16 protein-coding genes are annotated in these 21,317 nt (G+C 71.5%); 7 read left to right on the forward strand and 9 right to left on the reverse strand.

Features of this window, described 5'->3' with window-relative positions:
- Positions 1-114 precede the first annotated feature (114 nt).
- Together ACAG26_RS27115 and ACAG26_RS27120 are read right to left on the reverse strand one after the other, a co-directional pair.
- Positions 115-3,102 (reverse strand): UPF0182 family protein, encoded by a 2,988-nt coding sequence (locus ACAG26_RS27115; protein ID WP_370486177.1) that lies wholly within the window; start codon positions 3,100-3,102, stop codon positions 115-117.
- 86 nt (positions 3,103-3,188) lie between these two features.
- Positions 3,189-4,208, reverse strand: a complete 1,020-nt coding sequence (locus tag ACAG26_RS27120; RefSeq protein ID WP_370486178.1) for a PDZ domain-containing protein — start codon at positions 4,206-4,208, stop codon at positions 3,189-3,191.
- A 77-nt stretch (positions 4,209-4,285) separates the two neighbouring features.
- Here ACAG26_RS27120 and ACAG26_RS27125 point away from each other — a divergent pair, with 77 nt between their 5' ends.
- The 3 genes from ACAG26_RS27125 to ACAG26_RS27135 are packed head-to-tail and all read left to right on the forward strand — an operon-like array spanning position 4,286 to position 7,943.
- On the forward strand, positions 4,286-5,674 hold the full coding sequence (locus tag ACAG26_RS27125) for a zinc-dependent metalloprotease (RefSeq protein WP_370486179.1): 1,389 nt from the start codon (positions 4,286-4,288) through the stop codon (positions 5,672-5,674).
- Between the two features lie 36 nt (positions 5,675-5,710).
- A complete protein-coding gene (locus tag ACAG26_RS27130) occupies positions 5,711-6,550 on the forward strand; it encodes a cyclodehydratase (RefSeq protein WP_370486180.1) in 840 nt (279 codons plus the stop codon).
- A 43-nt stretch (positions 6,551-6,593) separates the two neighbouring features.
- On the forward strand, positions 6,594-7,943 hold the full coding sequence (locus ACAG26_RS27135) for an ABC1 kinase family protein (RefSeq protein ID WP_370486181.1): 1,350 nt from the start codon (positions 6,594-6,596) through the stop codon (positions 7,941-7,943).
- 126 nt (positions 7,944-8,069) lie between these two features.
- On the opposite strand, the gene ACAG26_RS27140 is transcribed toward ACAG26_RS27135, so the two are convergent.
- The 3 genes from ACAG26_RS27140 to ACAG26_RS27150 form a co-directional block, all read right to left on the reverse strand.
- A complete protein-coding gene (locus tag ACAG26_RS27140; RefSeq protein WP_370486182.1) occupies positions 8,070-8,336 on the reverse strand; it encodes a WhiB family transcriptional regulator in 267 nt (88 codons plus the stop codon).
- A gap of 134 nt (positions 8,337-8,470) precedes the next feature.
- Entirely contained in the window at positions 8,471-8,614 is a 144-nt protein-coding gene (locus tag ACAG26_RS27145) for a hypothetical protein (protein ID WP_370486183.1), read from the reverse strand.
- Positions 8,615-8,727: 113 nt separating this feature from the next.
- Positions 8,728-10,827 carry an ATP-dependent DNA helicase UvrD2 gene (locus tag ACAG26_RS27150; RefSeq protein WP_370486184.1) on the reverse strand — a complete coding sequence of 700 codons (2,100 nt, stop codon included), beginning with the start codon at positions 10,825-10,827 and terminating at the stop codon, positions 8,728-8,730.
- A 78-nt stretch (positions 10,828-10,905) separates the two neighbouring features.
- Between ACAG26_RS27150 and mrx1 the strand changes: the two genes are divergently transcribed.
- A complete protein-coding gene (mrx1, locus tag ACAG26_RS27155; RefSeq protein ID WP_370486185.1) occupies positions 10,906-11,166 on the forward strand; it encodes a mycoredoxin Mrx1 in 261 nt (86 codons plus the stop codon).
- 87 nt (positions 11,167-11,253) lie between these two features.
- Here mrx1 and nudC read toward each other — a convergent pair whose 3' ends face one another.
- Both nudC and ACAG26_RS27165 read right to left on the reverse strand, forming a co-directional pair.
- On the reverse strand, positions 11,254-12,171 hold the full coding sequence (gene nudC, locus ACAG26_RS27160) for an NAD(+) diphosphatase (protein WP_370486186.1): 918 nt from the start codon (positions 12,169-12,171) through the stop codon (positions 11,254-11,256).
- Between the two features lie 2 nt (positions 12,172-12,173).
- A complete protein-coding gene (locus tag ACAG26_RS27165; RefSeq protein ID WP_370486187.1) occupies positions 12,174-13,244 on the reverse strand; it encodes a TrkA family potassium uptake protein in 1,071 nt (356 codons plus the stop codon).
- Between the two features lie 43 nt (positions 13,245-13,287).
- Between ACAG26_RS27165 and ACAG26_RS27170 the strand changes: the two genes are divergently transcribed.
- Entirely contained in the window at positions 13,288-13,683 is a 396-nt protein-coding gene (locus ACAG26_RS27170; protein WP_370486188.1) for a hypothetical protein, read from the forward strand.
- On the opposite strand, the gene ACAG26_RS27175 is transcribed toward ACAG26_RS27170, so the two are convergent.
- Together ACAG26_RS27175 and ACAG26_RS27180 are read right to left on the reverse strand one after the other, a co-directional pair.
- A complete protein-coding gene (locus ACAG26_RS27175; protein ID WP_370486189.1) occupies positions 13,649-16,927 on the reverse strand; it encodes an ATP-dependent helicase in 3,279 nt (1,092 codons plus the stop codon). The two genes, ACAG26_RS27170 and ACAG26_RS27175, sit on opposite strands and share 35 nt — an antisense overlap.
- The gene (locus tag ACAG26_RS27180) at positions 16,924-20,037 is read right to left on the reverse strand and encodes an ATP-dependent helicase (protein ID WP_370486190.1); all 3,114 of its coding nucleotides are present in this window, start codon (positions 20,035-20,037) and stop codon (positions 16,924-16,926) included. The genes ACAG26_RS27175 and ACAG26_RS27180 overlap by 4 nt, the downstream gene beginning before the upstream one ends.
- A gap of 64 nt (positions 20,038-20,101) precedes the next feature.
- Here ACAG26_RS27180 and ACAG26_RS27185 point away from each other — a divergent pair, with 64 nt between their 5' ends.
- Both ACAG26_RS27185 and ACAG26_RS27190 read left to right on the forward strand, forming a co-directional pair.
- On the forward strand, positions 20,102-20,902 hold the full coding sequence (locus tag ACAG26_RS27185) for an alpha/beta fold hydrolase (RefSeq protein WP_370486191.1): 801 nt from the start codon (positions 20,102-20,104) through the stop codon (positions 20,900-20,902).
- Positions 20,890-21,186 (forward strand): MGMT family protein, encoded by a 297-nt coding sequence (locus ACAG26_RS27190; protein WP_370486192.1) that lies wholly within the window; start codon positions 20,890-20,892, stop codon positions 21,184-21,186. Before ACAG26_RS27185 ends, ACAG26_RS27190 begins: the two co-directional genes overlap by 13 nt.
- The last annotated feature ends 131 nt before the right edge of the window (positions 21,187-21,317 follow it).

Here is a 21,317-nt window from a genome sequence, read left to right on the forward strand (position 1 = left end):
GGACGTCGCCATCTCCTAGAAAAACGCCACTTTCTTCGCCAACACGCGTCATAACTCTCTTACTACGCACGCTCGCGGGAGACTCACGGGAGGCTCGCGGGAGATAGGTGCCCATCACTTGGCGTTGTCGAACTTGGTCATGGCCTCGTCGAGGCGCTGCAGCGCCTCGCCGTACGCGGCGAAGTCGCCCTTCTTCTGCGCCTCACGGGCCGCCCCGAGCGCCGCCTGGATTTCCTTCAGCGCGGCGGCCTTGGCCGGGGACAGCGTCGTCGCCCCCGCCGGCGGCGGCGGGGCCGCGACCGGCGGGCTCGGCCGGGCCTCGGGCGCATCCGCGGGTGCCGGGGAGTCCGCCGGGGGGTTGGCGGGGGCGCCGGCGTCGGTGGGGGCGATCCCGGTCGCGGCCGCGTCGGCGCCGGGCCCGAACAACTCGGTGAGCGCGTCGCGCACGGTGGGGCCGTACCCGATCTTGTCGTTGTACATCATCGCCACCCGGATCAGCCGCGGGTAGGAGGAGGCGGCGTCGCTGGCCCCCGGGGACGCGTAGACCGGCTCGACGTAGAGCAGCCCGCCCTCGGCCAGCGGCAGGGTCAGCAGGTTGCCCCACCGGATCCGGTTCTGGTTGTCCCGTCCGATCACCCCCAGGTCCTGGCTGACCGCGGTGTCGGTGGTGATGGCGTTGTTGGCCAGCTTGGGCCCGTTGACCTGCCCGGGGATGGTCAGCACGGTCAGCTGACCGTAGGTGTCCGGATCGGAGCTGGCGGAAATGTAGGCGGCCAGGTAGTCGCGCTTGAACCGGTTCATCGCGCTGGTCAGCTGGAACGACGCCGAATTATCGCCCTTGGCAAGGTTTTTGGCGACGATGTAGTACGGCGGCTGGTAGCTGCTGGCGGTCGGGTTCGGGTCCAGCGGCACATCCCAGAAGTCCGACGTGGAGAAGAACGTGACCGGGTCGTTGACGTGGTATTTGGCCAGCAGCATCCGTTGCACCTTGAACAGGTCTTCGGGATACCGCAGATGCGCGGCGAGTTCGGGGCTGATCTCGCTCTTGGGTTTGACGGTGCCGGGAAACACCTTCATCCAGGTCTGCAGCACCGGGTCGTTCTCGTCCTGCTGGTACAGCGTCACGGTGCCGTCGTAGGCGTCGACGGTGGCCTTGACCGAGTTGCGGATGTAGGAGACCCGCTTGTCGGGGGTCAGCCGGTTGAACTCGACCTCGTTGGAATCGGCGGTCGCCGACGACAGCGAGGTGAGCTCGGAGTACGGGTAGTTGTCCAGCGTGGTGTAGCCGTCCACGATCCACACCAGCCGCTTGTTGACGATCGCCGGATACATGGTGGAGTCGGTGGTCAGCCACGGCGCCACTGCCTCCACCCGCCGCGCCGGGTCCCGGTTGAACAGGATCTTGCTGTTGGACCCGATCACCGAGGAGAACAGGAAATTGCGCTCGGCGAATTTCGCCGCGAACACGCTGCGGGACAGCCAACTCCCGATCGGGACCCCGCCGGTGCCGGTGTAGGTGTAGTTCTTGGTTTCGGTGTTGGTCTCGTAGTCGTATTCGCGGTCGACACCGTTGTGGCCGACGATCGCGTAGTCGGCGGGGGTGTTGGCGATCACCGGCCCGTAGTAGATCCGGGGCTGATCCAGTTGCGCCGGGCCGTCGGAGATGACGCTGCCGTTGGCGCCGACGGCGTTGACCAGAAACTCCGGGTATCCGCCGTTTTGGTTGGGGTCGTTGGCGATGCCGCGCACCGTGTTGGCCGGGGAGGCAATGAAGCCGTTGCCGTGGGTGTACACCGAATGCCGGTTGATCCAGTCCCGCTGGTTGTCGATCAGCCGGTCCGGGTTGAGCTCTCGCGCGGCGACGACGTAGTCGCGCAACCGCGCATCCTTGTCGAGGTAGCGGTCGATGGTCAGCTGATCGGAGAAGAAGTAGAAGTTCTTACCCTGCTGGAATTGGGTGAACGCCGGGCTGACGATGGTGGGATCCAGCAGCCGGATGTTGGCGGTGGTGGCGCGGTCGGCGGCGACCTGCTGGGCGGTGGCCCGCGCATCGCCGGGGTAATTGGTGTAGTGCACGACGTCGCTGGTCAGCCCGTAGGCCTGCCGCGTCGCGGTGATGCTGCGCGAGATGTATTCGCTTTCCTTTTGCGCGGCGTTGGGTTTGACGCTGATCTGCTCGACGATCAGCGGCCAGCCGGCACCCACGATCAGTGACGACAGCAGCAGCAGCACCAAGCCGATCGCCGGGATCCGCAAGTCGCGCAGCACGATCGCGGAGAACACCGCGGCCGCGCAGATCAGCGCGATGGCCAGCAGGATCAGCTTGGCCGGGAGCACCGCGTTGATGTCGGTGTAGCCGGCACCGGTGAACGGTTTGCCGGCGCGGGTGTGGGACAGCAGCTCGTAGCGATCCAGCCAGTAGGCGACGGCCTTGAGCACCACCAACGTGCCGACCAAGCTCACCAGCTGGATGCGCGCCGGTCGGCTCAGCGCGCCGGTGTTGCCGGCCAGCCGGATCCCGCCGAACACGTAGTGCGTCACCAGGTTCGCCACGAACGCCAAGAACAGCGCCACCAACAGGTAGCTGAGCACCAGCCGATAAAACGGCAGATCGAAGGCGTAGAAGCCCAGATCCTTGCCGAATTGCGGATCGTCGACGCCAAAGCTGCCGCCGTGCAAGAACAGCTGGATCCGCACCCAGTAGGTCTGCGCGATGACCCCGGCCAGCAGACCGATCGCCGCCGGAACACCGATACCGAACAGCCGCAGCCGTGACATCACCACGGTGCGGTAGCGCGCCACCGGATCGTTGGCCCCGTTGGCGGGGACGAACACCGGCCGGGTGCGGTAGGCCAGCGCCAGCCCGCCGAACACGATGCCGCCGACCAGCAGCCCGACAATCACGAACACCAGCAGCCGGGTGACCAGCACGGTGGTGAACACCGCCCGGTATCCCACTTCGCCGAACCACAGCCAGTCCACGTAGCCGTCGACCAAACGGGGCCCCACCAGCAGCAACACGATCACGGCCAGCGCGAGCCCGATCAGAATCCGGCTACGCCGAGTCAACTTCGGCATCCTCGCCGCGGGCCGCATACTCACTCGTTACGCTCCCTGCTCAATTTCCTCGACGGCCCCAACTGTACGCACTCGGCGCCGGGTGAGGCGGTCCAGCTAGGTTCCGCCCGTTAGCAGCTCGGCGGCTGACCGCCGTGGCTGAGCGTGTGCAGCGCATCGACCGCCTGCCCCAGGGTGTCGACCTTGACCAGTTGCAGCTTGTCGTTGTCGGAGCGGGCCTCATAGCAGTTGTCGGTGGGGACCAGAAACACCGTCGCCCCGGCCTCCTGCGCGGCGATCATCTTGTGGCTGATTCCGCCGATCGGCCCCACCTGGCCGTCGGCGCTGATGGTGCCGGTGCCGGCGATGAATTTCGAGGCGGCGAGGTCGCCGTTGGTGAGCTTGTCGACCACGGCCAGGCTGAACATCAGCCCCGCCGACGGGCCGCCGATATTGGCCAGGTTGAAGTCCACGGCGAACGGTGCCCACGGCGCGTCCATCACCTTGACACCCAAAAAGCCGTAGTCGCGGTCCTTGCTGTGCCCCAGCGTGATCTCCGCGGTCCCGGCCGGGGCGTTTTTGCGGCGGTAGTCGATGCTCACCACCTGACCGGGCTTGGTTTTCTTCAGCAGCGCCGTGAACTGCTCCACGGTGGCCACCCGGGTTCCGTTGACCGCGTCCAGGGCATCCCCGGCCTGCAGTTTGCCCGCCGACGGCCCGGGGTCGTTGACGTCCGCGACGGCCACCGCCTTGGGGTACTTCAGGTAGCCCAGCGCGGCGTATTCCGCGCTGGCCTCGGATTGCTTGAAATCGGCGGTGTTGTCCTCATCGACTTCCTGCCGCGACTTGCCCGGCGGGTAAACCAGGTCGCGCGGCACCAACTGTTCGCGCCCGGACAGCCACAGCGTCAACGCCTCCCCCAGCGTCAGCCCGTCGCGCTGAGACACCGTCGTCATGTTCAGGTGCCCGGTCGTCGGGTGGGTTTCGGTGCCCTCGATGTCGACCACCGGTTTGCCGTCGACGTCACCGAGGGTGTCGAACGTCGGGCCGGGGCCCAACGACACGTAGGGCACCGTCACCACCGCCAGCAGCGCGCCGAACGCCACGACCGGCACCAGCGCCACCAGCAGGGTCAGAATCCGCCTGTTCACGCCGCGTATCGTAAACGGCCCGGCGTTTGGTCGGTTCACTCAGAGCGTGACTGCGGCTTGGACGGTCACCGGCGCCGGTGAGTACCGTTGGGGTCATGGCTGACCTGCCTTTCGGCTTCTCCAGCGGGGATGACCCCGACCGCGACCGGCGGCGCGACGAGTCCGCGTCCGGTTCGGGCTCGGGTGACCCGTTCGGGATGGGCGGCGAGTTCAACATGGCTGACCTGGGCCAAATCTTCACCCAGCTGGGCCAGATGTTCAGCGGCGCCGGCACCGCGACGACCGGCGGGGCCAGCGCCGGGCCGGTGAATTACGAGCTGGCCCGCAAGTTGGCGTCGAGTTCGATCGGCTTTGTGGCACCGGTCTCGGCGGCCACCCAGACCGCCATCGGCGACGCGGTGCACCTGGCCGAAACCTGGCTGGACGGGGTGACGTCGCTACCGGCGGGCACCACCAAGTCCGTCGCCTGGACCCCCACCGACTGGGTGGACAACACCCTGGCGACCTGGCAGCGGCTGTGCGATCCGATGGCCGATCAGATCTCCACGGTGTGGGCCGCCGCGCTGCCCGAGGAGGCCAAAAGCATGGCCGGGCCGCTGCTGTCGATGATGTCGCAGATGGGCGGCATGGCGTTCGGCTCGCAGCTGGGCCAGGCGCTGGCCCGGCTGTCCAAGGAGGTGCTGACCTCCACCGACATCGGTTTGCCGCTGGGGCCCCGCGGGGTGGCCGCGCTGCTGCCCGGCGCCGTCGAGGAGTTCGCGGCCGGCCTGGAACGCCCGCGCAGCGAGATCGTCACGTTCCTGGCGGCCCGGGAGGCCGCCCACCACCGGCTGTTTAGCCATGTGCCGTGGCTGTCCAGTCAGCTGCTCAGCGCCGTGGAGGCCTACGCCCGCGGCATGAAGATCGACATGAGCGGCATCGAGGAGCTGGCCCAGGGCTTCAACCCGGCCTCGCTGAACGACCCGGCCGCCATGGAGCAGCTGCTGACCCAGGGCGTGTTCGAGCCGCAGGCCACCCCGGAACAGTTGCAGGCGTTGGAGCGGCTGGAGACGCTGCTGGCGCTGATCGAGGGCTGGGTGCAGACCGTGGTGACCGCGGCGTTGGGCGAACGGATCCCCGGCACCGCCGCGCTGTCGGAGACGCTGCGCCGCCGCCGCGCCACCGGCGGCCCGGCCGAGCAGACGTTCGCCACCCTGGTCGGGTTGGAGCTACGGCCGCGCAAGCTGCGCGAGGCCGCGGTGCTGTGGGAGCGGCTGACCGGCGCCGTCGGCGTCGACGCCCGCGACAAGCTCTGGCAGCATCCCGACCTGCTGCCCCAGATCGAGGACCTCGACGAACCCGCCGGCTTCATCGACCGGGTGCTCGGCGGCGACACCAGCGGTATCGACAGCGCCATCGATCAGGCGATCGCCGAGTTCGAGAAGGGTCAAGACGACCCCGGCCCGCAGCCCCCTGTGGACAGCTGAGCACGCAGTACCTGTCGGTCATGGCACCCTCCAGCCATGACGCTCCCCTACACGCTGAACCCGGCGATGCCGGTGCTGCTGCGGCCCGATGGGGCGGTGCAGGTGGGCTGGGACCCGCGCCGGGCGGTGCTGATCCGACCGCCGGCCGGCCTGACCGCGGCCGGGTTGGCGAGCGTGCTGCAGTCGATGCGCTCCCCGGTCACCCTCACCGAGCTGCGTCACCGGGCCGTGCAGCACGGGCTGACCGACACCGATGAGCTGGCCGCGCTGATCGCGGCGCTGGTCGACGCCGGCGTGGTCAACTGCGCCCGGCGCCCGTCGCGGCGGCGGGCCGCCTCGGTACGGGTGCACGGCCGCGGGCCGCTGTCGGACCTGCTGGTGGAGGCGTTGCGGTGTTCGGGCGCGCGGATCAAGCACAGCCACCAGCCACACGCCGCGGTCACGCCCGGCGAGGCCGATCTGGTGGTGCTGTCGGACTACCTGGTGTGCGACCCGCGGCTGCTGCGGGAGCTGCACGCCGAGCACGTGGCGCACCTTCCGGTGCGGGTGCGCGACGGGACCGGGCTGGTCGGGCCGCTGGTGATCCCGGGCGTGACCAGCTGCTTGGGGTGCGCGGACCTGCACCGCAGCGACCGGGATGCGGCGTGGCCGGCGGTGGCCGCCCAGCTGCGCGACACCGTCGGCAGCGCCGACCGCGCCACCGTGCTGGCGACCGCGGCGCTGGCGCTCAACCAGGTGCACCGGGTGATCGCCGCGGTGGGTGGCGGCCAGGCGTCCGATCCGCCGCCGACGCTGAACGCGACGCTGGAATTCGATCTGGGCGCCGGTTCGATCGTCGCGCGGCACTGGACCCGCCACCCGCTGTGCTCATGCTGACAACGGTTGTTGCCAACTCGGTGCGCCGGCCGGTCGCGCGGTCATGGATGATAGACGTGTGGCAGACATCAAGCGTGGGCGCGCAGCCCGCAATGCGAAGCTGGCCAGCATTCCCGTCGGCTTTGCTGGCCGAGCGGCCCTGGGGCTGGGCAAGCGGATGGCCGGCAGGTCAAAAGACGAGGTCACCGCGGAACTGATGGAAAAGGCCGCCAACCAGCTGTTCACCGTGTTGGGTGAGCTGAAGGGTGGCGCCATGAAAGTCGGCCAGGCGCTGTCGGTGCTAGAAGCCGCCATCCCCGAGGAGTTCGGCGAGCCCTACCGGGAAGCGCTGACCAAACTGCAAAAGGACGCCCCGCCGCTGCCGGCCGCCAAGGTGCACCGCGTGCTGGACGCCCAGCTGGGCACCAAGTGGCGGGAACGGTTCTCCTCCTTCGACGACACCCCGGTCGCGTCGGCCAGCATCGGCCAGGTGCACAAGGCGGTGTGGTCGGATGGCCGCGAGGTCGCGGTCAAGATCCAATACCCGGGCGCCGACGAGGCGCTGCGCGCCGATCTGAAGACGATGAAACGGCTGGTCAGCGTGTTCAAGCAGTTGGCGCCGGGCGCCGACGTGCAGGGCGTGGTCGACGAGCTGATCGAACGCACCGAGATGGAGCTGGACTACCGGCTGGAAGCCAACAACCAGCGCGCCTTCGCCAAGGCCTACGCCAACGACCCGCATTTCCTCATCCCGCACGTGGTGGCCAGCGCCCCGAAAGTGGTGATCCAGGAGTGGATCGACGGGGTGGGGATGGCCGAGATCATTCGCAACGGCACCGTCGAGCAACGCGACATCATGGGCACCCGGCTGATGGAACTCACCCTGGGCTCGCCGCAGCGGCTGGAGATGATCCACGGCGACGCCCATCCCGGGAACTTCATGTTGCTGCCCGACGGCCGGATGGGGGTCATCGACTTCGGTGCGGTGGCGCCGCTGCCCGGCGGCTTCCCCATCGAACTGGGGATGACGATCCGGCTGGCCCGCGAGAAGAACTACGACCTGGTGCTGCCGACCATGGAAAAGGTCGGCTTCATTCAGAAGGGCCAGCAGGTATCGGTGCGCGACATCGACGACATGCTGCGCCAGTACGTGGAACCGGTCCAGGTCGAGGTGTTCCACTACACCCGCAAATGGCTGCAGAAGATGGCCGGGATGCAGATGGACCGGTCGGTCGCGCAGATCAAGACGGTGCGGCAGATGGACCTGCCGCCCAAGTTGGCGATGCCGATGCGGGTGATCGGGTCCACGACGGCGATCCTGTGTCAGCTCGACGCGCATGTCCCGATCAAGGCGCTGTCCGAAGAGCTGGTGCCCGGTTTCGCCGAACCCGATTCCGCGCTGGTCGCCGACTGAGGTTGCACGGTCACCGCGCCGGTCGCCACCGCGCCGGTCGCCACCGCGCCGAGATCGACGTTAGCGCGGAGAAGTTCGAGAGAACCTCGCGCTAACGTCGATCTCGACGGGACAAGCGGCGGCTGCCTAGGCGGCCACCTCCTTGCGCGGACGCCCGCGGGGCCGCTTGCGGCTCACGATCGCACCGCGATCGAAGATCTCGCCGCCCCACACCCCCCACGGCTCGGCGCGTTCCAGCGCCGCGGCCAGGCAGTGGCGGCGGATCGGGCATGCCACGCACAGCTCCTTGGCGCGCTCCAGCTCGGCGGGGGCGTCGGCGAACCACAGATCGGGGTCGCCGACATGACAAGGCAACTCCGGCAGCGCTTCCTCGGGGGCCGTCAGGGTTGACATGTCCAATCACCTGCTTCCTGGTCGGGTGGCGGTCTTTTCAAAGATCCGGACCAGGTGCGGGGGGTTGCCCCAAAAATTCTGGCCACGGATCCGGTGACTTCGGGTCCGTGGCCATCTGGCGGAGATCGGGCTACCTAGGTGGAGCCCCAATCCACGGACGCGTCGGTCGCGGCGGCGCTGCGGCGCTTGGCCTGCGGCGCCCATGCGGCGGCATGGAGGGTGCCACCGCGGCGCGCCGAACCGGCCATAGCTACAGCGAACGCGTTTTTGCCGATCATCGCGGGCTCCCTCCTCTCGTCATCAGTGCATGGGAACTGCGGCTTTGAGCGTAAACGGTACCAGCCCGGAGCCACAAGCGATTTTCTGACCTGCGGATATGCCGCGGGCACCGCTACCGACGGCCGCGGACCATCTCCAGCACGTCGGGCCCGAACTGCTCCAGCTTGCGCGCCCCGATGCCCGGGATGGCGACCAGCGCGGCCTCGTCGGCGGGCAACATTTCGGCGATCGCGGTCAACGTGTTGTCGGTGAACACCACATAGGCGGGCACCTTCATTTCGGTGGCGGTGCGCAGCCGCCAGTCCTTGAGCTGGGCCAGCAGCTCGGTGTCGACGTCGGCGGCGCAGGTTTCACAGCGGCGCAGCATGATGGCCGCCGGGGTGGTCAGCTCCCGGTTGCAGACCCGGCAGTTGCCGGCGGGGCCGCGGCCGCGGCGGCGCCGGTTCGGGGCCGGTTCGCGTTCGGTCTGCGGGGCGATGCCGGACAAAAACCGCGACGGTTTGCGGCTGGCCCGGCCCCCCGGAGTCCGCGACAACGCCCAGCTGAGCGCCAAATGCACGCGGGCGCGGGTGATTCCGACGTACAGCAGCCGACGTTCCTCCTCGACGGCTTCACTGTCGGGGCCGTGTGCCAGCGCGTGGCTGATCGGCAGCGTGCCGTCGGCCAGCCCGACCAGAAACACCGCGTCCCATTCCAGGCCCTTGGCGGCGTGCAAGGACGCCAGGGTGACGCCCTGCACCACCGGGGGGTGCCGGGAGTCGGCCCGCATCCGCAGCTCGGCCAGCAGCGCGGGCAGGTCCAGGCCGGGCCGGGTCGCCACCTCGTCGTCGACCAATTCCGCGAGTGCTCCCAACGCCTCCCAGCGCTCGCGGGCCCGCACCCCGGCCGGCGGCTGGGCGGTCAACCCGAGCGGCTCGAGCACCTCGCGGACCACCTCGGGCAGCGTGCCGTCCACCCCGCGTTCGGCGGCGCGTTGCAGGGCCAGCAGGGCCTGCCGGATTTCCTGGCGGGTGAAAAAGCCTTCGCCGCCGCGGACCTGGTAGTTGATGCCGGCCTCGGTCAGCGCCTCCTCGTAGACCTCGGACTGGGCGTTGATCCGGTACAGCACCGCGATCTCGGCCGGCGCGGTGCCGGCGTCGATCAGCCGGACGATCTCCTTGGCCACCGCGGCGGCCTCGGCGACCTCGTCGGCGTGCTCGTGAAACGACGGGACCGGACCGGGATCGCGCTGCCCGACCAGGTGCAGCTTGCTGCCCGCCACCCGGCCGCGGGCGGCGGCGATGACCCGGTTGGCCAGCGACACCACCTGCGGGGTGGACCGGTAGTCGCGTTCCAGCCGCACCACGGTGGCGTCCGGGAAGCGGCGGGAGAAGTCCAGCAGGTAGCGCGGGGAGGCCCCGGTGAACGAGTAGATGGTCTGGTTGGCGTCGCCGACCACGGTCAAATCGTCGCGGTCCCCCAGCCACGCCGACAGCACCCGCTGCTGCAGCGGGGTGACGTCCTGGTACTCGTCGACCACGAAGCAGCGGTAGCGGCCCCGGAATTCTTCGGCGACGCCGGGATCGTTCTCGATCGCGGCGGCGGTGTGCAGCAGCAGGTCGTCGAAGTCGAGCAACGCCACCTCACCGCCGGCCTTGAGTGCCTCGTAGCCGGTGTACACGCCGGCGACCTTGGCCGCGTCCAGCGGGATGTCGCGGCCGGCGGCGGCCACCGCGTCCGGGTACTGTTCGGGGCCGATCAGCGACGCCTTGGCCCACTCGATTTCGCCGGCCACATCGCGGACATCGTCGCTGCTGAGGTTCAGCCGGGCCCGGGTGGCGGCGCGGGCGACGACGGCGAACTTGCTGTCCAGCAGCTGCCAGCTGGTGTCGCCGACCACCCGCGGCCAGAAGTACCGCAGCTGGCGGCGCGCGGCGGCGTGAAAGGTCAGGGCCTGCACCGCCCCGACCCGGGCGCCGGTCTGCGCGGCGGCGTCCAGGGCGCGCAACCGACCCCGCATCTCGCCGGCCGCGCGCTGGGTGAACGTCACCGCCAGCACCTGCCCGGCGGCGACGTGACCGGCCCCGACGAGCTGAGCGATGCGGTGGGTGATGGTGCGGGTCTTACCGGTCCCTGCGCCGGCCAGCACACACACCGGGCCACGCGGCGCCAGCACGGCCTCACGCTGCTCGTCGTCCAGGCCGGCGATCAATGCATCTGTGCTCACCGGCATGGGCTCCATCTTGGCAGCAGTGACCGACAGCACGCCGCCGCGGGGATCACCGGCGGCCCCGTATAGGTTGACGTACTTATGACCGTTAGCAACGCTCCGCTGACCATCTACAGCACGACGTGGTGTGGCTACTGCGTGCGCCTGAAGACCATGCTGAAGGCGTCCGGGATCTCCTATGACGAGATCAACATCGAGGAGGACCCCGCCGCGGCGACCTTTGTGGAAAACGCGAACGGCGGCAACCGGACGGTCCCCACGGTGAAGTTCGCCGACGGTTCCACGCTGACCAACCCCAGCGCCAAGGACGTGAAGGCCAAGCTGGCCGAGCTGGGCGGCTGAACGCTCCACGGCGAGCAGACGCAAAGGCACCCTTTTCGGCCCGGAATCGGGGGCTTTTGTGTCTGCTCGCGGGGGTTTAGCCGTGCCTTAGCCCGCCGCCGCCCAGGATTCGATGATCACCCGGGCGATCGAAATCGACCCCGGCAGCAGCAGTTTCGACTCCGAGTTGCTGCTCCAGTCTCCGGCGTCCAAGGCCGCGCGGATCTCATCGCGGGTGAACCACGCCGCCTCGGCGATCTCACCGTCGGTGAACGCGAACTCCTGATCGGGGTCGCCGACCGCATGAAACCCCACCATCAGCGACCGCGGGAACGGCCACGGCTGGCTGCCCAGGTAGCGCACCTGCGACACGTCCAGGCCGATCTCCTCGCGGATCTCGCGGATCACGCAGCCTTCGAACGACTCCCCCGCCTCGACGAACCCGGCCAACAGCGAGAACATCCGCTGCGGCCACACCGCCTGCCGGGCCAGCACCGCCCGGTCACCGCCATCGTGGATCAGGCAGATCACCGCCGGGTCGATGCGCGGGAACTCCTCGTGGCCGGTGACCGGGTTGATCCGCGCCCAGCCGCCGCGTGCCGGTTTGGTCGGTGACCCGTCCACCGCCGAAAAACGGGCGCCGTCATGCCAATTCAGCAACGCGGTGGCCGACGACACCAGCTGCGCGCTGACGTCGTCGAAGAGCTGCCCGGCCCGGCGCAGATCGAGCACCTCGGCGTCCCCATCCTCGGGAGCTGGCAACGCGCCACGCACCGCCCACACATGCCGGCCGTCGGCGATGCGGCCCAAAAACACCGCGTCCGGCGGCGGGGCATCACCCAACGCGCTGGCGTTGCCGAGCACCACCCGGCCGTCGGCGACCAGCACCTGGTTGCGCGCGTCCACCCGCAGCAGCGCGGCCTCGGCCCATCCGGCGGTGGCGGCGTCCACATCGGTGCGCAGTTGGTCGGCGCGGTCGGCCCCGACCCGGGACAGCAGCGGAACTTCCCGCAACTGGAAGTCCATCGCTAGGCCCCCACGTTGCGGATGTAGAGCAGCCGGTCGGTGGACTCCACGGCGTCCACCTCCGGGTCGTCGACGCGCAGCAGCCGCCCCTCGCGGACCACCCCCAGCACGATGTCGGGCAGATGTCGCGGCGACCCGCCGACTTCGGTCTGCTCGACTTCGCGTTCGGCGATGGCGAACCCGGCGTCCGGGGTCAGCAGATCCTCGATCATCTCCACCACGCTGGGGGTGGTGGTGGCGATGCCCAGCAGCCGGCCCGCGGTCTCCGAGGACACCACCACCGAATCGGCCCCCGATTGCCGCAGCAGGTGCTGGTTTTCGGCTTCCTGGATCGACGCCACGATCTTGGCCTTGGGCGCGATCTCGCGGGCGGTCAGCGTGACCAGCACCGCGGTGTCGTCGCGGCCGGTGGCCACGATGATCGACGCCGCGTGCTGCGCCCCGGCCAGCCGCAGCACGTCGGACTTGGTGGCGTTGCCGTGCACGGTCACCAGCCCGGCAGCTCCCGCGTGATCCAACGCGGCCTGGTCGGTGTCGACGACGACGATGTCGCCGGCGGGCACCTCGTCGCCCAGCATGGCGGCGACCGCCGTTTTGCCCTTGGTGCCGTAGCCGACGACGATGGTGTGGTTGCGCACTCTTCTCCTCCAGCGCTGGATCTTCAGTGCCTGCCGGGACGTTTCGGTGACGACCTCCACCGTGGTCCCGACCAACAGGATCAGGAACGCGATCCGCAGCGGGGTGATCACCAAGACGTTGACGGTGCGGGCGAACTCCGACACCGGGGTGATGTCGCCGTACCCGGTGGTCGACAGCGTCACCGCCGAGTAGTAGACGCAATCCAGGAATGACAGCTGGTCACCGCGCACGTCCTGGTATCCGGCGCGGTCGGCGTAGACGATCACGCTCGAGGCGAACAGCGCCACCACGGCCATCACCACCCGGCGGGCCACGATGCCGGCGGGGCTGGTTTGCCCCTGCGGGACGCGCAACACGCCGACCAGCGCGTAGGCGGGCTGGGCGGTCAGCGTCTCGTCAAGACCCCGCAGCCGCCGCCAGCTAGCTTTGGCCACGACACTCCATCATCGCCCGGGTGCGCACACGCACAATGTAACCATGACAACGCCCTCCCCGGCAGCGCCAAGCGCTGCCCCGCAAACCCCGGCCTACCGGCTCGCCGCGCTGCTGCTCGGCATGGGCTCGCTGCACTTCCTGGCGCCCAAACCGTTCGACACGATCATCCCCGCCGAGCTGCCCGGCGGCCCGCGTTTCTACACCTACGCCTCCGGGGTGGCCGAGCTGGGCGCCGGGGCGCTGCTGCTGGCGCCGCGGACCCGCCGGCTGGGCGCGCTGGCCGCGGTCGCGGTGTTTCTCGGCGTCTTCCCCGGCAACATCAACATGGTCCGGTTGTGGTGGGACAAGCCGTGGCCGATGCGGGTCGGCGCGATCGCCCGGCTGCCGCTGCAGATCCCGATGATCATCGCGGCGCTGCGGGTGCGACGCAACGCGTAACGGGCTCCAGCAGCGCGGCCAGTTCGTCGGGCTCCGGCAGCGCCTCGGGTACGACGGTGGCGCCGGTGCGCACGTAGTGAAATGCGGTGCGCACCGCCGCTTCCGGGCAGCCGGCGATCGCCGCCCAGGCCAGCCGGTACACCCCCAGCTGGACCGCGGCCTGCCGGGCCGCCTCCGCGCCGTGCGGCGGGTCTCCGGTCTTCCAGTCCACCACGGTGAATCCGCCGTCGGGGTCGGCGAACACCGCGTCGATGCGGCCCCGCACCACGGTGTCGGCCAGCGCCATCTCGAACGGCACCTCCACCGCAACCGGGCTGCGCAACGCCCACGGCGACGCGTTAAACGCCGCCTGCAGCCCGGCCAGCTGCTCGGCGTCGGCCTGGGCGAGGTCGCCGTCGGCGGCTCCGGGCAAATCGGCGAGATCGAAAAGCCGCTCGGCGCCGTAGAACCGCTGCACCCAGTCGTGAAACGCGCTGCCCAGCTGGGCATGCGGATCCGGTCGGGGGGGCAGCCGACGGGCCAGCCGGGCCCGCGCGCCGTCCGGGTCGCGGCTCAGGTCGACCAGGTTGCTCACCGAGACCTGACCCGGCAGCACCGGGTCGGGCGCCGCGGCCGCGCGCGCCCGTTCGGCCAGCAGCGCGTCGACGTCGGCCGCCCAGCCGGCCGGATCCCCGGCCGCCTCGGGCAGCTCGCCCGTCATCGCCGCGGCGACCAGGGCCGCGCCGGCCTCCACGTCCCCGCGCCGCGCCGCCAGCGGGTCGGCGGGCCAGAGCGCTTCGGTCTCCGTGTCGCGCAGCGGGTTTGGTTCCCCATCGGCCGGCGCCGGCGCCCACGGGTCGACCTCGCCGCAGGCCCGGCCGGCGGCGGCCGCACCGTCGAGCACGTCTTTGAGCTCGCCGAGGAACTCCGACGGGCCGCGCGGTTTGGCGCCGGTGGCGCCCCAGTGGTAGCCGGACAGCAGCAGGGTGTCCTCGGCCCGGGTGATGGCCACGTACAGCAGCCGACGCTCCTCGTCGACGCGGCGCTGATCCAACTGTCGCCGGTGCGCATAAATCTTGTCGGACAGCTGTTTTCGGTCGGTGACATCGGAGACGTCGAGCACCGGAACGCCGTGCGCGCCCAGCAGCGCGCGGTCACCGCGCAGCAGCGGCGGCAACTCGGCGGCGTCGGTGAGCCAGCTGCCGCGCGACGCGGTGGACGGGAACACCCGTTGCACCAGGTGCGGCACCGCCACCACCTGCCACTCCAAACCCTTGGCGGCGTGCACGGTGAGCACCTGCACCCGGTCGGCGGCCACCGCCGCCGGCGCGGGCGCCAGCCCGTTTTCCACCACCGCGGCCGCATCCAGGTAGGCCAGCAGCCCCGCCGCGGTCGCGGGCGCCCGAGTGCCGCCGGACCGTTCGGCGTAGCCGGCGACCACGTCGGCGAACGCGTCGAGGTGCTCGGCCCCGGTGCGGGCACCGCCGGCCGCGCGCGCCTCGGCCTCCACCCCCAGCACCCGGCGCACCTCGGCGACCAGGTCGGGCAGCGGATGCGCGAGGTGGGCGCGCAACGCGGCCAGTTCGTCGGCCAACGCGACCAGCCGCTGGTGGCCGACCGGCGAATACCGGTGCGCCGGACCCGGATCGGCCAGCGCGTCGGCCAGGCAGGCGGTGTCGGCGTCTGGATCGGCTTGGGCGGCAACGTCCTCGGCGGACACCGGGCCCGCGCCGCGCGGGACGTCGCCCAGTTCGACCGCGCGCCGCCACAGCGCGGCGAGGTCGGCGGCGCCCAGCCGCCACCGCGGACCGGTCAGCACCCGGATGGCCGCCGCCCCGGCGGTCGGGTCGGCGACCAGCCGCAGCATCGCCACCACGTCGGCCACCTCGGGCACCGACAGCAGGCCGGCCAGCCCCACCACCTCCACCGGGATGCCGCGCGCGGCGATCGCCGCGGCCATCGGCGCGGCGTCGGCGTTGCGGCGCACCAGCACCGCGGCGGTCGGCGGGGCCGCGCCGTCCGCCGCGGCCTGTCGGTAACGGCGCTGCAGCTGGTCGGCGACCCAGTCGCGTTCGGCGACCACGTCGGGCAGCAGCGCGACGCGCACGGTGCCGGCCGGGGCATCCGGTCGGGGCCGCAGGGTGCGCACCGCCACCGAGCGCCGCCGCGCCTCCGCCGAGACCGCGTTCGCCACCTGCAGCGCCTGCGGCGGGTTACGCCAGCTGGTGCGCAGCTCCAACGTCGGCGCCGGGGTGCCGTCCGACAGCGGGAAGTCGGTGGCGAACCGGGGCAGGTTAGTCGCCGAGGCGCCGCGCCACCCGTAGATCGACTGGATCGGATCACCGACCGCGGTCAACGCCAACGCGTCGTCGGCGCCCCCGCCGAACAGCGCCGACAACGCGATGCGTTGGGCGTGCCCGGTGTCCTGGTACTCGTCGAGCAGCACCACCCGGTAGCTGGCCCGCAGCTGCTCGCCGACGGCGGGGAACGTCGCGGCCAGCCGGGCGGCGGTGGCCATCTGGGCCCCGAAGTCCATCACCTTCTCGGCGCGCATCCGGGCGTGCAGCGCGTCGATCAGCGGCACCAGCTCGGCGCGTTCGGTCTGGGTGTTCAGCAGCCGCAGCAGCCACTGGCTGGGACCGGTGTCGCGCTGGTAGCGCCCGGCCGGCAGGGTGTGGATCAGCTGGTCCAGCTCGCGGTGGGTGTCGGCCAGCGCGGCGGTGTCCACCAGATGCTCGGCCAGCTGCCCGGATAGCCGCAGCAGCATCGAGGTGACCGCGGCCGGGTCCTTGTCGGTGTGCAGCTCCCCGGGATAGTCGTTGACCACGTCGAATGCCAGCTGCCACAGCTCGGTCTCGCTGAGCAGCCGGGTGTCGGGCTCGATGCCGCAGCGCAGTCCGTGTTCACGCAGCAGCGCGCCGGCGAAGGCGTGATAGGTGCTGACCGTGGGGGTGCCGGCGTCCTCCCCGACCGCGGCCACCAGCCCGGCGCCGGCCAGTCGGGCCAGCCGGGAGCGGACCCGGCGCAGCAGCTGCCCGGCGGCCTTACGGGTGAAGGTTAGGCCCAGCACCTGGCCGGGTTCGGCGTAGCCGTTGGCGACCAGCCACACCACCCGGGCGGCCATCGTCTCGGTTTTGCCCGCCCCGGCGCCGGCGATGACCACCAGCGGGCCCGGCGGCGCGGCGATCACCGCGGCCTGCTCGGCGGTGGGCTGATGCAGGCCGAGTGCCGCCGCCAGATCGGCGGGACTGTAGCGCGGGGTCATGCGCCGCTCCGTTCGGTGTGGGCCGGGCAGCTGGACCGGATCGGGCAGTGCCGGCAGCCGTCATTGACCCGGGCCACGAACGCCGGTCCGGCGGTCGCGGCCGCCGCCGACGCGACCCGGCCGCGCCATTCGTCGCGGGTCTGCGGGGTCAGCGGGTCCTGCTCGCGTTCGGTGGCACCGGCCGCCCCGGGTTTGCCGAGGTAGACCAGGCGCGCCCCGCCGGGCTCGCTGGGGACGGGGTGGTGCGGCACCAGACCCGCATCGACCGCCAGCTGGTACATCGCCAGCTGGGCGTGCCGTTGCGCGTCGTCCTTGGTGACCGGTGTTTTGCCGGTCTTGATGTCCACGATGACCAGCCGGCCGGCGGCGTCGCGTTCGACCCGGTCGACCCGACCACGCAGCCGCACCCCGTCGACGACGCCGTCGATGTCGACCTCGACCCCGACCTCGGTCAGCTGGTAGCGGGTGGCGTCCCGCCACTGCAGGAAGGTCTGCAGCATGGCCCGGTGCCGGGCCAGCTCGTTGGCCGAATACCACTGCGACTCGAACGGCAGCCGCGCCCACACCCGCTCCAGCGTGGCCAGCAGCTGGCGCTCCCCGGTCCCCGGTTCGGCGATCAGCGCGTGCACTACCGAGCCGATGGTGGAGCGCAGATCGCGGCCATCGGTGCCGCCGTGCCGTTCCACCAGCCAGCGCAACGGGCAATCGGACAACGTCTGCAGCGTCGACGGCGACAGCGTCACCACGTGGTCGGGTCCGTGCCACAGCGGCTCGGTGGTGCTGACCGGGGTCATGCCGTACCAGTGGGCCGGGTCGGCACCGGGCACGCCGGCCCGGGCCAGTCGCGCCAATTGCGTTGCCGCGCGGGCGCGGTCGGCGTCGGGGACCGCGCCCGGCGGGGCGCACACCACCCCGCGCAGCCGGCCCACCACCGCCGCGGCCGCCAACACCGGCGGGGCGACCACCGGCGGGGCGGGACCGTCCGCGCCGGTGTCCCACTGCGCCAGCTCGGCAATGAACCCGGACGGGATCTCGTCGCCGCCGGCGGCCTCGCCGTCGACCGCGGTCACCAGCAGCCGGTGGCGGGCCCGGCCCATCGCCGCCACCAGCAGCCGTCGTTCCTCGGCCAGCAACGGTGCCCGCGCGGACGCCTCGGCGCCCACCCCGTCGAGCAGGTCGAGCAGCCGTTGGGTGCCCAGCACCCCGCCGCGCGGGACGGTGTTGGGCCACAGGCCCTCCTGCAGTCCGGCGATGACCACCACGTCCCATTCCCGCCCCAGCGCGGCGTGCGCGCTCAGCACGCTGACCGCCTCGGGCTGCGGCCCCGATTCGGCGCGCGGCGGCGCCAGCTGCAGCGCGGTGACGTGATCGATCAGCCCGCGCAGCGAGGCGCCCGCGGTGCGGGACACATATTGCTCGGTGACGTCGAATAGCGCGGTCACCGCGTCGAGGTCCCGGCCCGCCTGGGCGCCGCCCGGTCCGCCGCGTTCGGTGGCCGCCAGCCAGCGCTGCTGCAGACCGGACCGCTGCCAGGCCTGCCACAGCGTGTAGCGCGGGTCTCCCCCGCCGGCGGGTGGTGTCCCCAGCCCGGCGCGGTGGCTGCGGGCCGCGGCCGTCAGCACCGCGCGCACCCGGCGCAGCGCCCCGGCCGACCGGGCCGGCAGCCGGTCGGGTTCCTTCCCACCGAGTGCGGCCACCAGCAGCTCACCGAAAGGGGCCGACGCCGGGCCGGTGTCCCCGCGGCGCAGCGCGCGACGCAGTTGACGCAGCGCGATCGGGTCCACCCGCCCGATCGGACCGGTCAGCAGGCTCAGGGCCCGCTCCCCGGTCAGCCCGTCGACGGTCGCGGTCAGCACCGTGAGCAGCGCGGCCACCGCGGGCTGCTGCGGCAGCGACCCGCCGCCGGCGGCGGCCACCGGAACGCCGGCGGCGGCCAATGCGCGCGGCAACCGGGCCGCCGCCCGCGGCACCGACCGCACGATCACCGCCATCCGCGACCACGGCACCCCGTCGATCAAGTGCGCCCGCCGCAGCGTGTCGGCGATCAGCGCCGCCTCGGCGTGTCCGGAGGCGGCCAGCTGCACCCGCACCGCACCGGGCTCGGTGACCGCGCTGCCCAGCTCGGGCCCGGTGCCGCCCGGCAGCCGGCGCGCGATACCGGTGATGGCGCGGGCCACCGCGGGCGCGCAGCGCCGCGAGACGGTCAACGTCACCGCGGGATCGTCGCCGCCCAGCAGCGCATCCGCGTCCGCGCCCCGAAACCCGAACACCGCCTGGGTGGGGTCACCGGCCAGCAGCGTCGCGTCGGCGCCGGCGGCCAGTACCCGCACCAACTGGGCGGCCTGCGGGTCCAGGTGCTGGGCGTCGTCGACCAGCAGGATCCGGATCCGGTCGCGTTCGGCGGCCAACAGTTCCGGGTCGAGCGCGAAGGACTCCAGCGCGGCCCCGACGAGTTCGGCGGCCCCCAGCGCCGGCATGGTGGCCTGCGGGGCGGCGGTCCCGACGGCCGCCCGCAGCAGCATCACCTGCTCGTACTGCCGCGCGAAGCGGCCCGCGGCCGACCACTCCGGGCGCCCGGACAGCCGCCCCAACCGCTGCAGGTCGCGCGGCTCGACTCCGCGTTCGGCGCAGCGCGCCAGCAGGTTTCGCAGTTCGGTGGCGAACCCGTCGGTGCCCAGCGCGGGCAGCAGCGACTCCGGCCAGTCGGCGCCGTCCTCGAGGTCACCGGCGAGCAGTTCGCGGATGATGCCGTGCTGTTCGGCGCCGGTGACCAGCCGGGGCGGCGGATCGCCGGCGCGTTGGGCGGCCGACCGCAGCACCGCGAACGCGTAGCTGTGCACGGTGCGCAGCAGCGGTTCGCGGATCACCGCGGGGCCGGCCCCGCGGGCCCGCAACACCGCGGTCGTCATCGCGCTGCGGGCGGCCATCCCGAGCCGGTCGGGGGTCAGCAGCAGGATCGATTCGGGGTCGGTGCCGGCGGCGATGTGGGCGGCCGCGGCGTCGACCAGCAGGCTGGTCTTGCCGGTCCCGGGACCACCCAGCACCCGCAGCGCGCCGCGCCGCGCCGGATCGAGGGCGGCCCGCGCCTCGGAGCTCCAGCGTTCGGTCATACCGGCATGACACCACTGGGGTCTGACAAGTCGGCCGGGATCGGCGGCTGGCAGCATTCCACGGGTGACCGACGATCTGCACGTGCACCGCTACGGCCCACCGGGGCCGGTGCGAGTGCTGGCCATCCACGGGTTGACCGGCCACGGCCAGCGCTGGCAGCGGCTGGCCGCCGACCACCTGCCCGAGCTGGCCGTGGCCGCGCCCGACCTGCTCGGCCACGGCCGGTCGTCCTGGGCGGCACCGTGGACCATCGACGCCAACGTGGCTGCGTTGGCCGCGCTGCTGGACGCCACCGCCGAGGCACCGGTGCTGGTGGTGGGCCATTCGTTCGGCGGCGCGGTCGCGTTGCACCTGGCCGCGGCCCGACCGGATCTGGTGGCCGCGCTGGTGCTGCTCGACCCGGCGATCGGCCTGGACGGGGTGTGGATGCGCCAGATCGCCGACGCGATGCTGGCCTCGCCCGACTACCCCGATGCCGCCGAAGCCCGCGCCGAGAAGGCGACCGGCGCGTGGGCCGACGTCGACCCGGCCGTGCTGGACGCGGAACTCGACGAACACCTGGTCGCGTTGCCGGGCGGGCGCTACGGCTGGCGGATCAGCCTGCCGGCCGCCATGTCCTACTGGAGCGAGCTGGCCCGCGAGATCGTGGTGCCGGCCCCCGGCACGGCCACCACCGTGGTGCGGGCGACCCGGACCTCGCCGCCCTACGTTGGACCGCAGCTCATCTCGGCGTTGCGGCGGCAGCTGGGCCCGGATTTTCAACTGGTGGATCTCGACTGCGACCACATGGTGGCCCAGGCCAGGCCCGCCGAGGTGGCGGCGCTCATCCGTGATCGGTTACCGGTCGGGTCATGGCGCGGGTAACCGATCAGCAGGTCGAGCAGGTACGCGCCCTGGTGGCGGCCATCCCCGCCGGCCGGGTCGCCACCTACGGGGATATCGCCGCGGCCGCGGGGCTTTCCAGCCCCCGGATCGTCGGCTGGATCATGGCGACCGACTCCTCGGATCTGCCCTGGCACCGGGTGATCACCGCATCCGGACGCCCGGCGCGCCACCTGACCACCCGCCAGCTGGAGCTGCTGCGCGCCGAAGGGGTGCTGGCCGTCGACGGCCGGGTTCCGCTGCGCGAGGTGCGCCACGCGTTTTGACGGCACCGGACGCTCGCCGGTCGTTGAGACTGCGGTTAGGGCTGTTGATTCACGCTTGGGCTCAAGCGGTCGCTGCAACACCTGATTGGTTTAGGGGTGTTGTTCGATGGCGTTTCGGAAGCAGGGCAGCA

The sequence above is a fragment of the Mycobacterium sp. pUA109 genome (assembly GCF_041287095.1).
GTDB lineage: Bacteria > Actinomycetota > Actinomycetes > Mycobacteriales > Mycobacteriaceae > Mycobacterium.

What these genes read in the sequence shown, in the direction of transcription:
- ACAG26_RS27130 (WP_370486180.1), top strand. Translation starts at nt 5,711, where the DNA reads ATGACGCTCCCCTACACGCTGAACCCGGCGATGCCGGTGCTGCTGCGG.
- ACAG26_RS27135 (WP_370486181.1), top strand. Translation starts at nt 6,594, where the DNA reads ATGGATGATAGACGTGTGGCAGACATCAAGCGTGGGCGCGCAGCCCGC.
- ACAG26_RS27140 (WP_370486182.1), bottom strand. Translation starts at nt 8,336, where the DNA reads ATGTCAACCCTGACGGCCCCCGAGGAAGCGCTGCCGGAGTTGCCTTGT.
- ACAG26_RS27145 (WP_370486183.1), bottom strand. Translation starts at nt 8,614, where the DNA reads ATGATCGGCAAAAACGCGTTCGCTGTAGCTATGGCCGGTTCGGCGCGC.
- ACAG26_RS27150 (WP_370486184.1), bottom strand. Translation starts at nt 10,827, where the DNA reads ATGCCGGTGAGCACAGATGCATTGATCGCCGGCCTGGACGACGAGCAG.
- mrx1 (WP_370486185.1), top strand. Translation starts at nt 10,906, where the DNA reads ATGACCGTTAGCAACGCTCCGCTGACCATCTACAGCACGACGTGGTGT.
- nudC (WP_370486186.1), bottom strand. Translation starts at nt 12,171, where the DNA reads ATGGACTTCCAGTTGCGGGAAGTTCCGCTGCTGTCCCGGGTCGGGGCC.
- ACAG26_RS27170 (WP_370486188.1), top strand. Translation starts at nt 13,288, where the DNA reads ATGACAACGCCCTCCCCGGCAGCGCCAAGCGCTGCCCCGCAAACCCCG.
- ACAG26_RS27175 (WP_370486189.1), bottom strand. Translation starts at nt 16,927, where the DNA reads ATGACCCCGCGCTACAGTCCCGCCGATCTGGCGGCGGCACTCGGCCTG.
- ACAG26_RS27180 (WP_370486190.1), bottom strand. Translation starts at nt 20,037, where the DNA reads ATGACCGAACGCTGGAGCTCCGAGGCGCGGGCCGCCCTCGATCCGGCG.
- ACAG26_RS27190 (WP_370486192.1), top strand. Translation starts at nt 20,890, where the DNA reads ATGGCGCGGGTAACCGATCAGCAGGTCGAGCAGGTACGCGCCCTGGTG.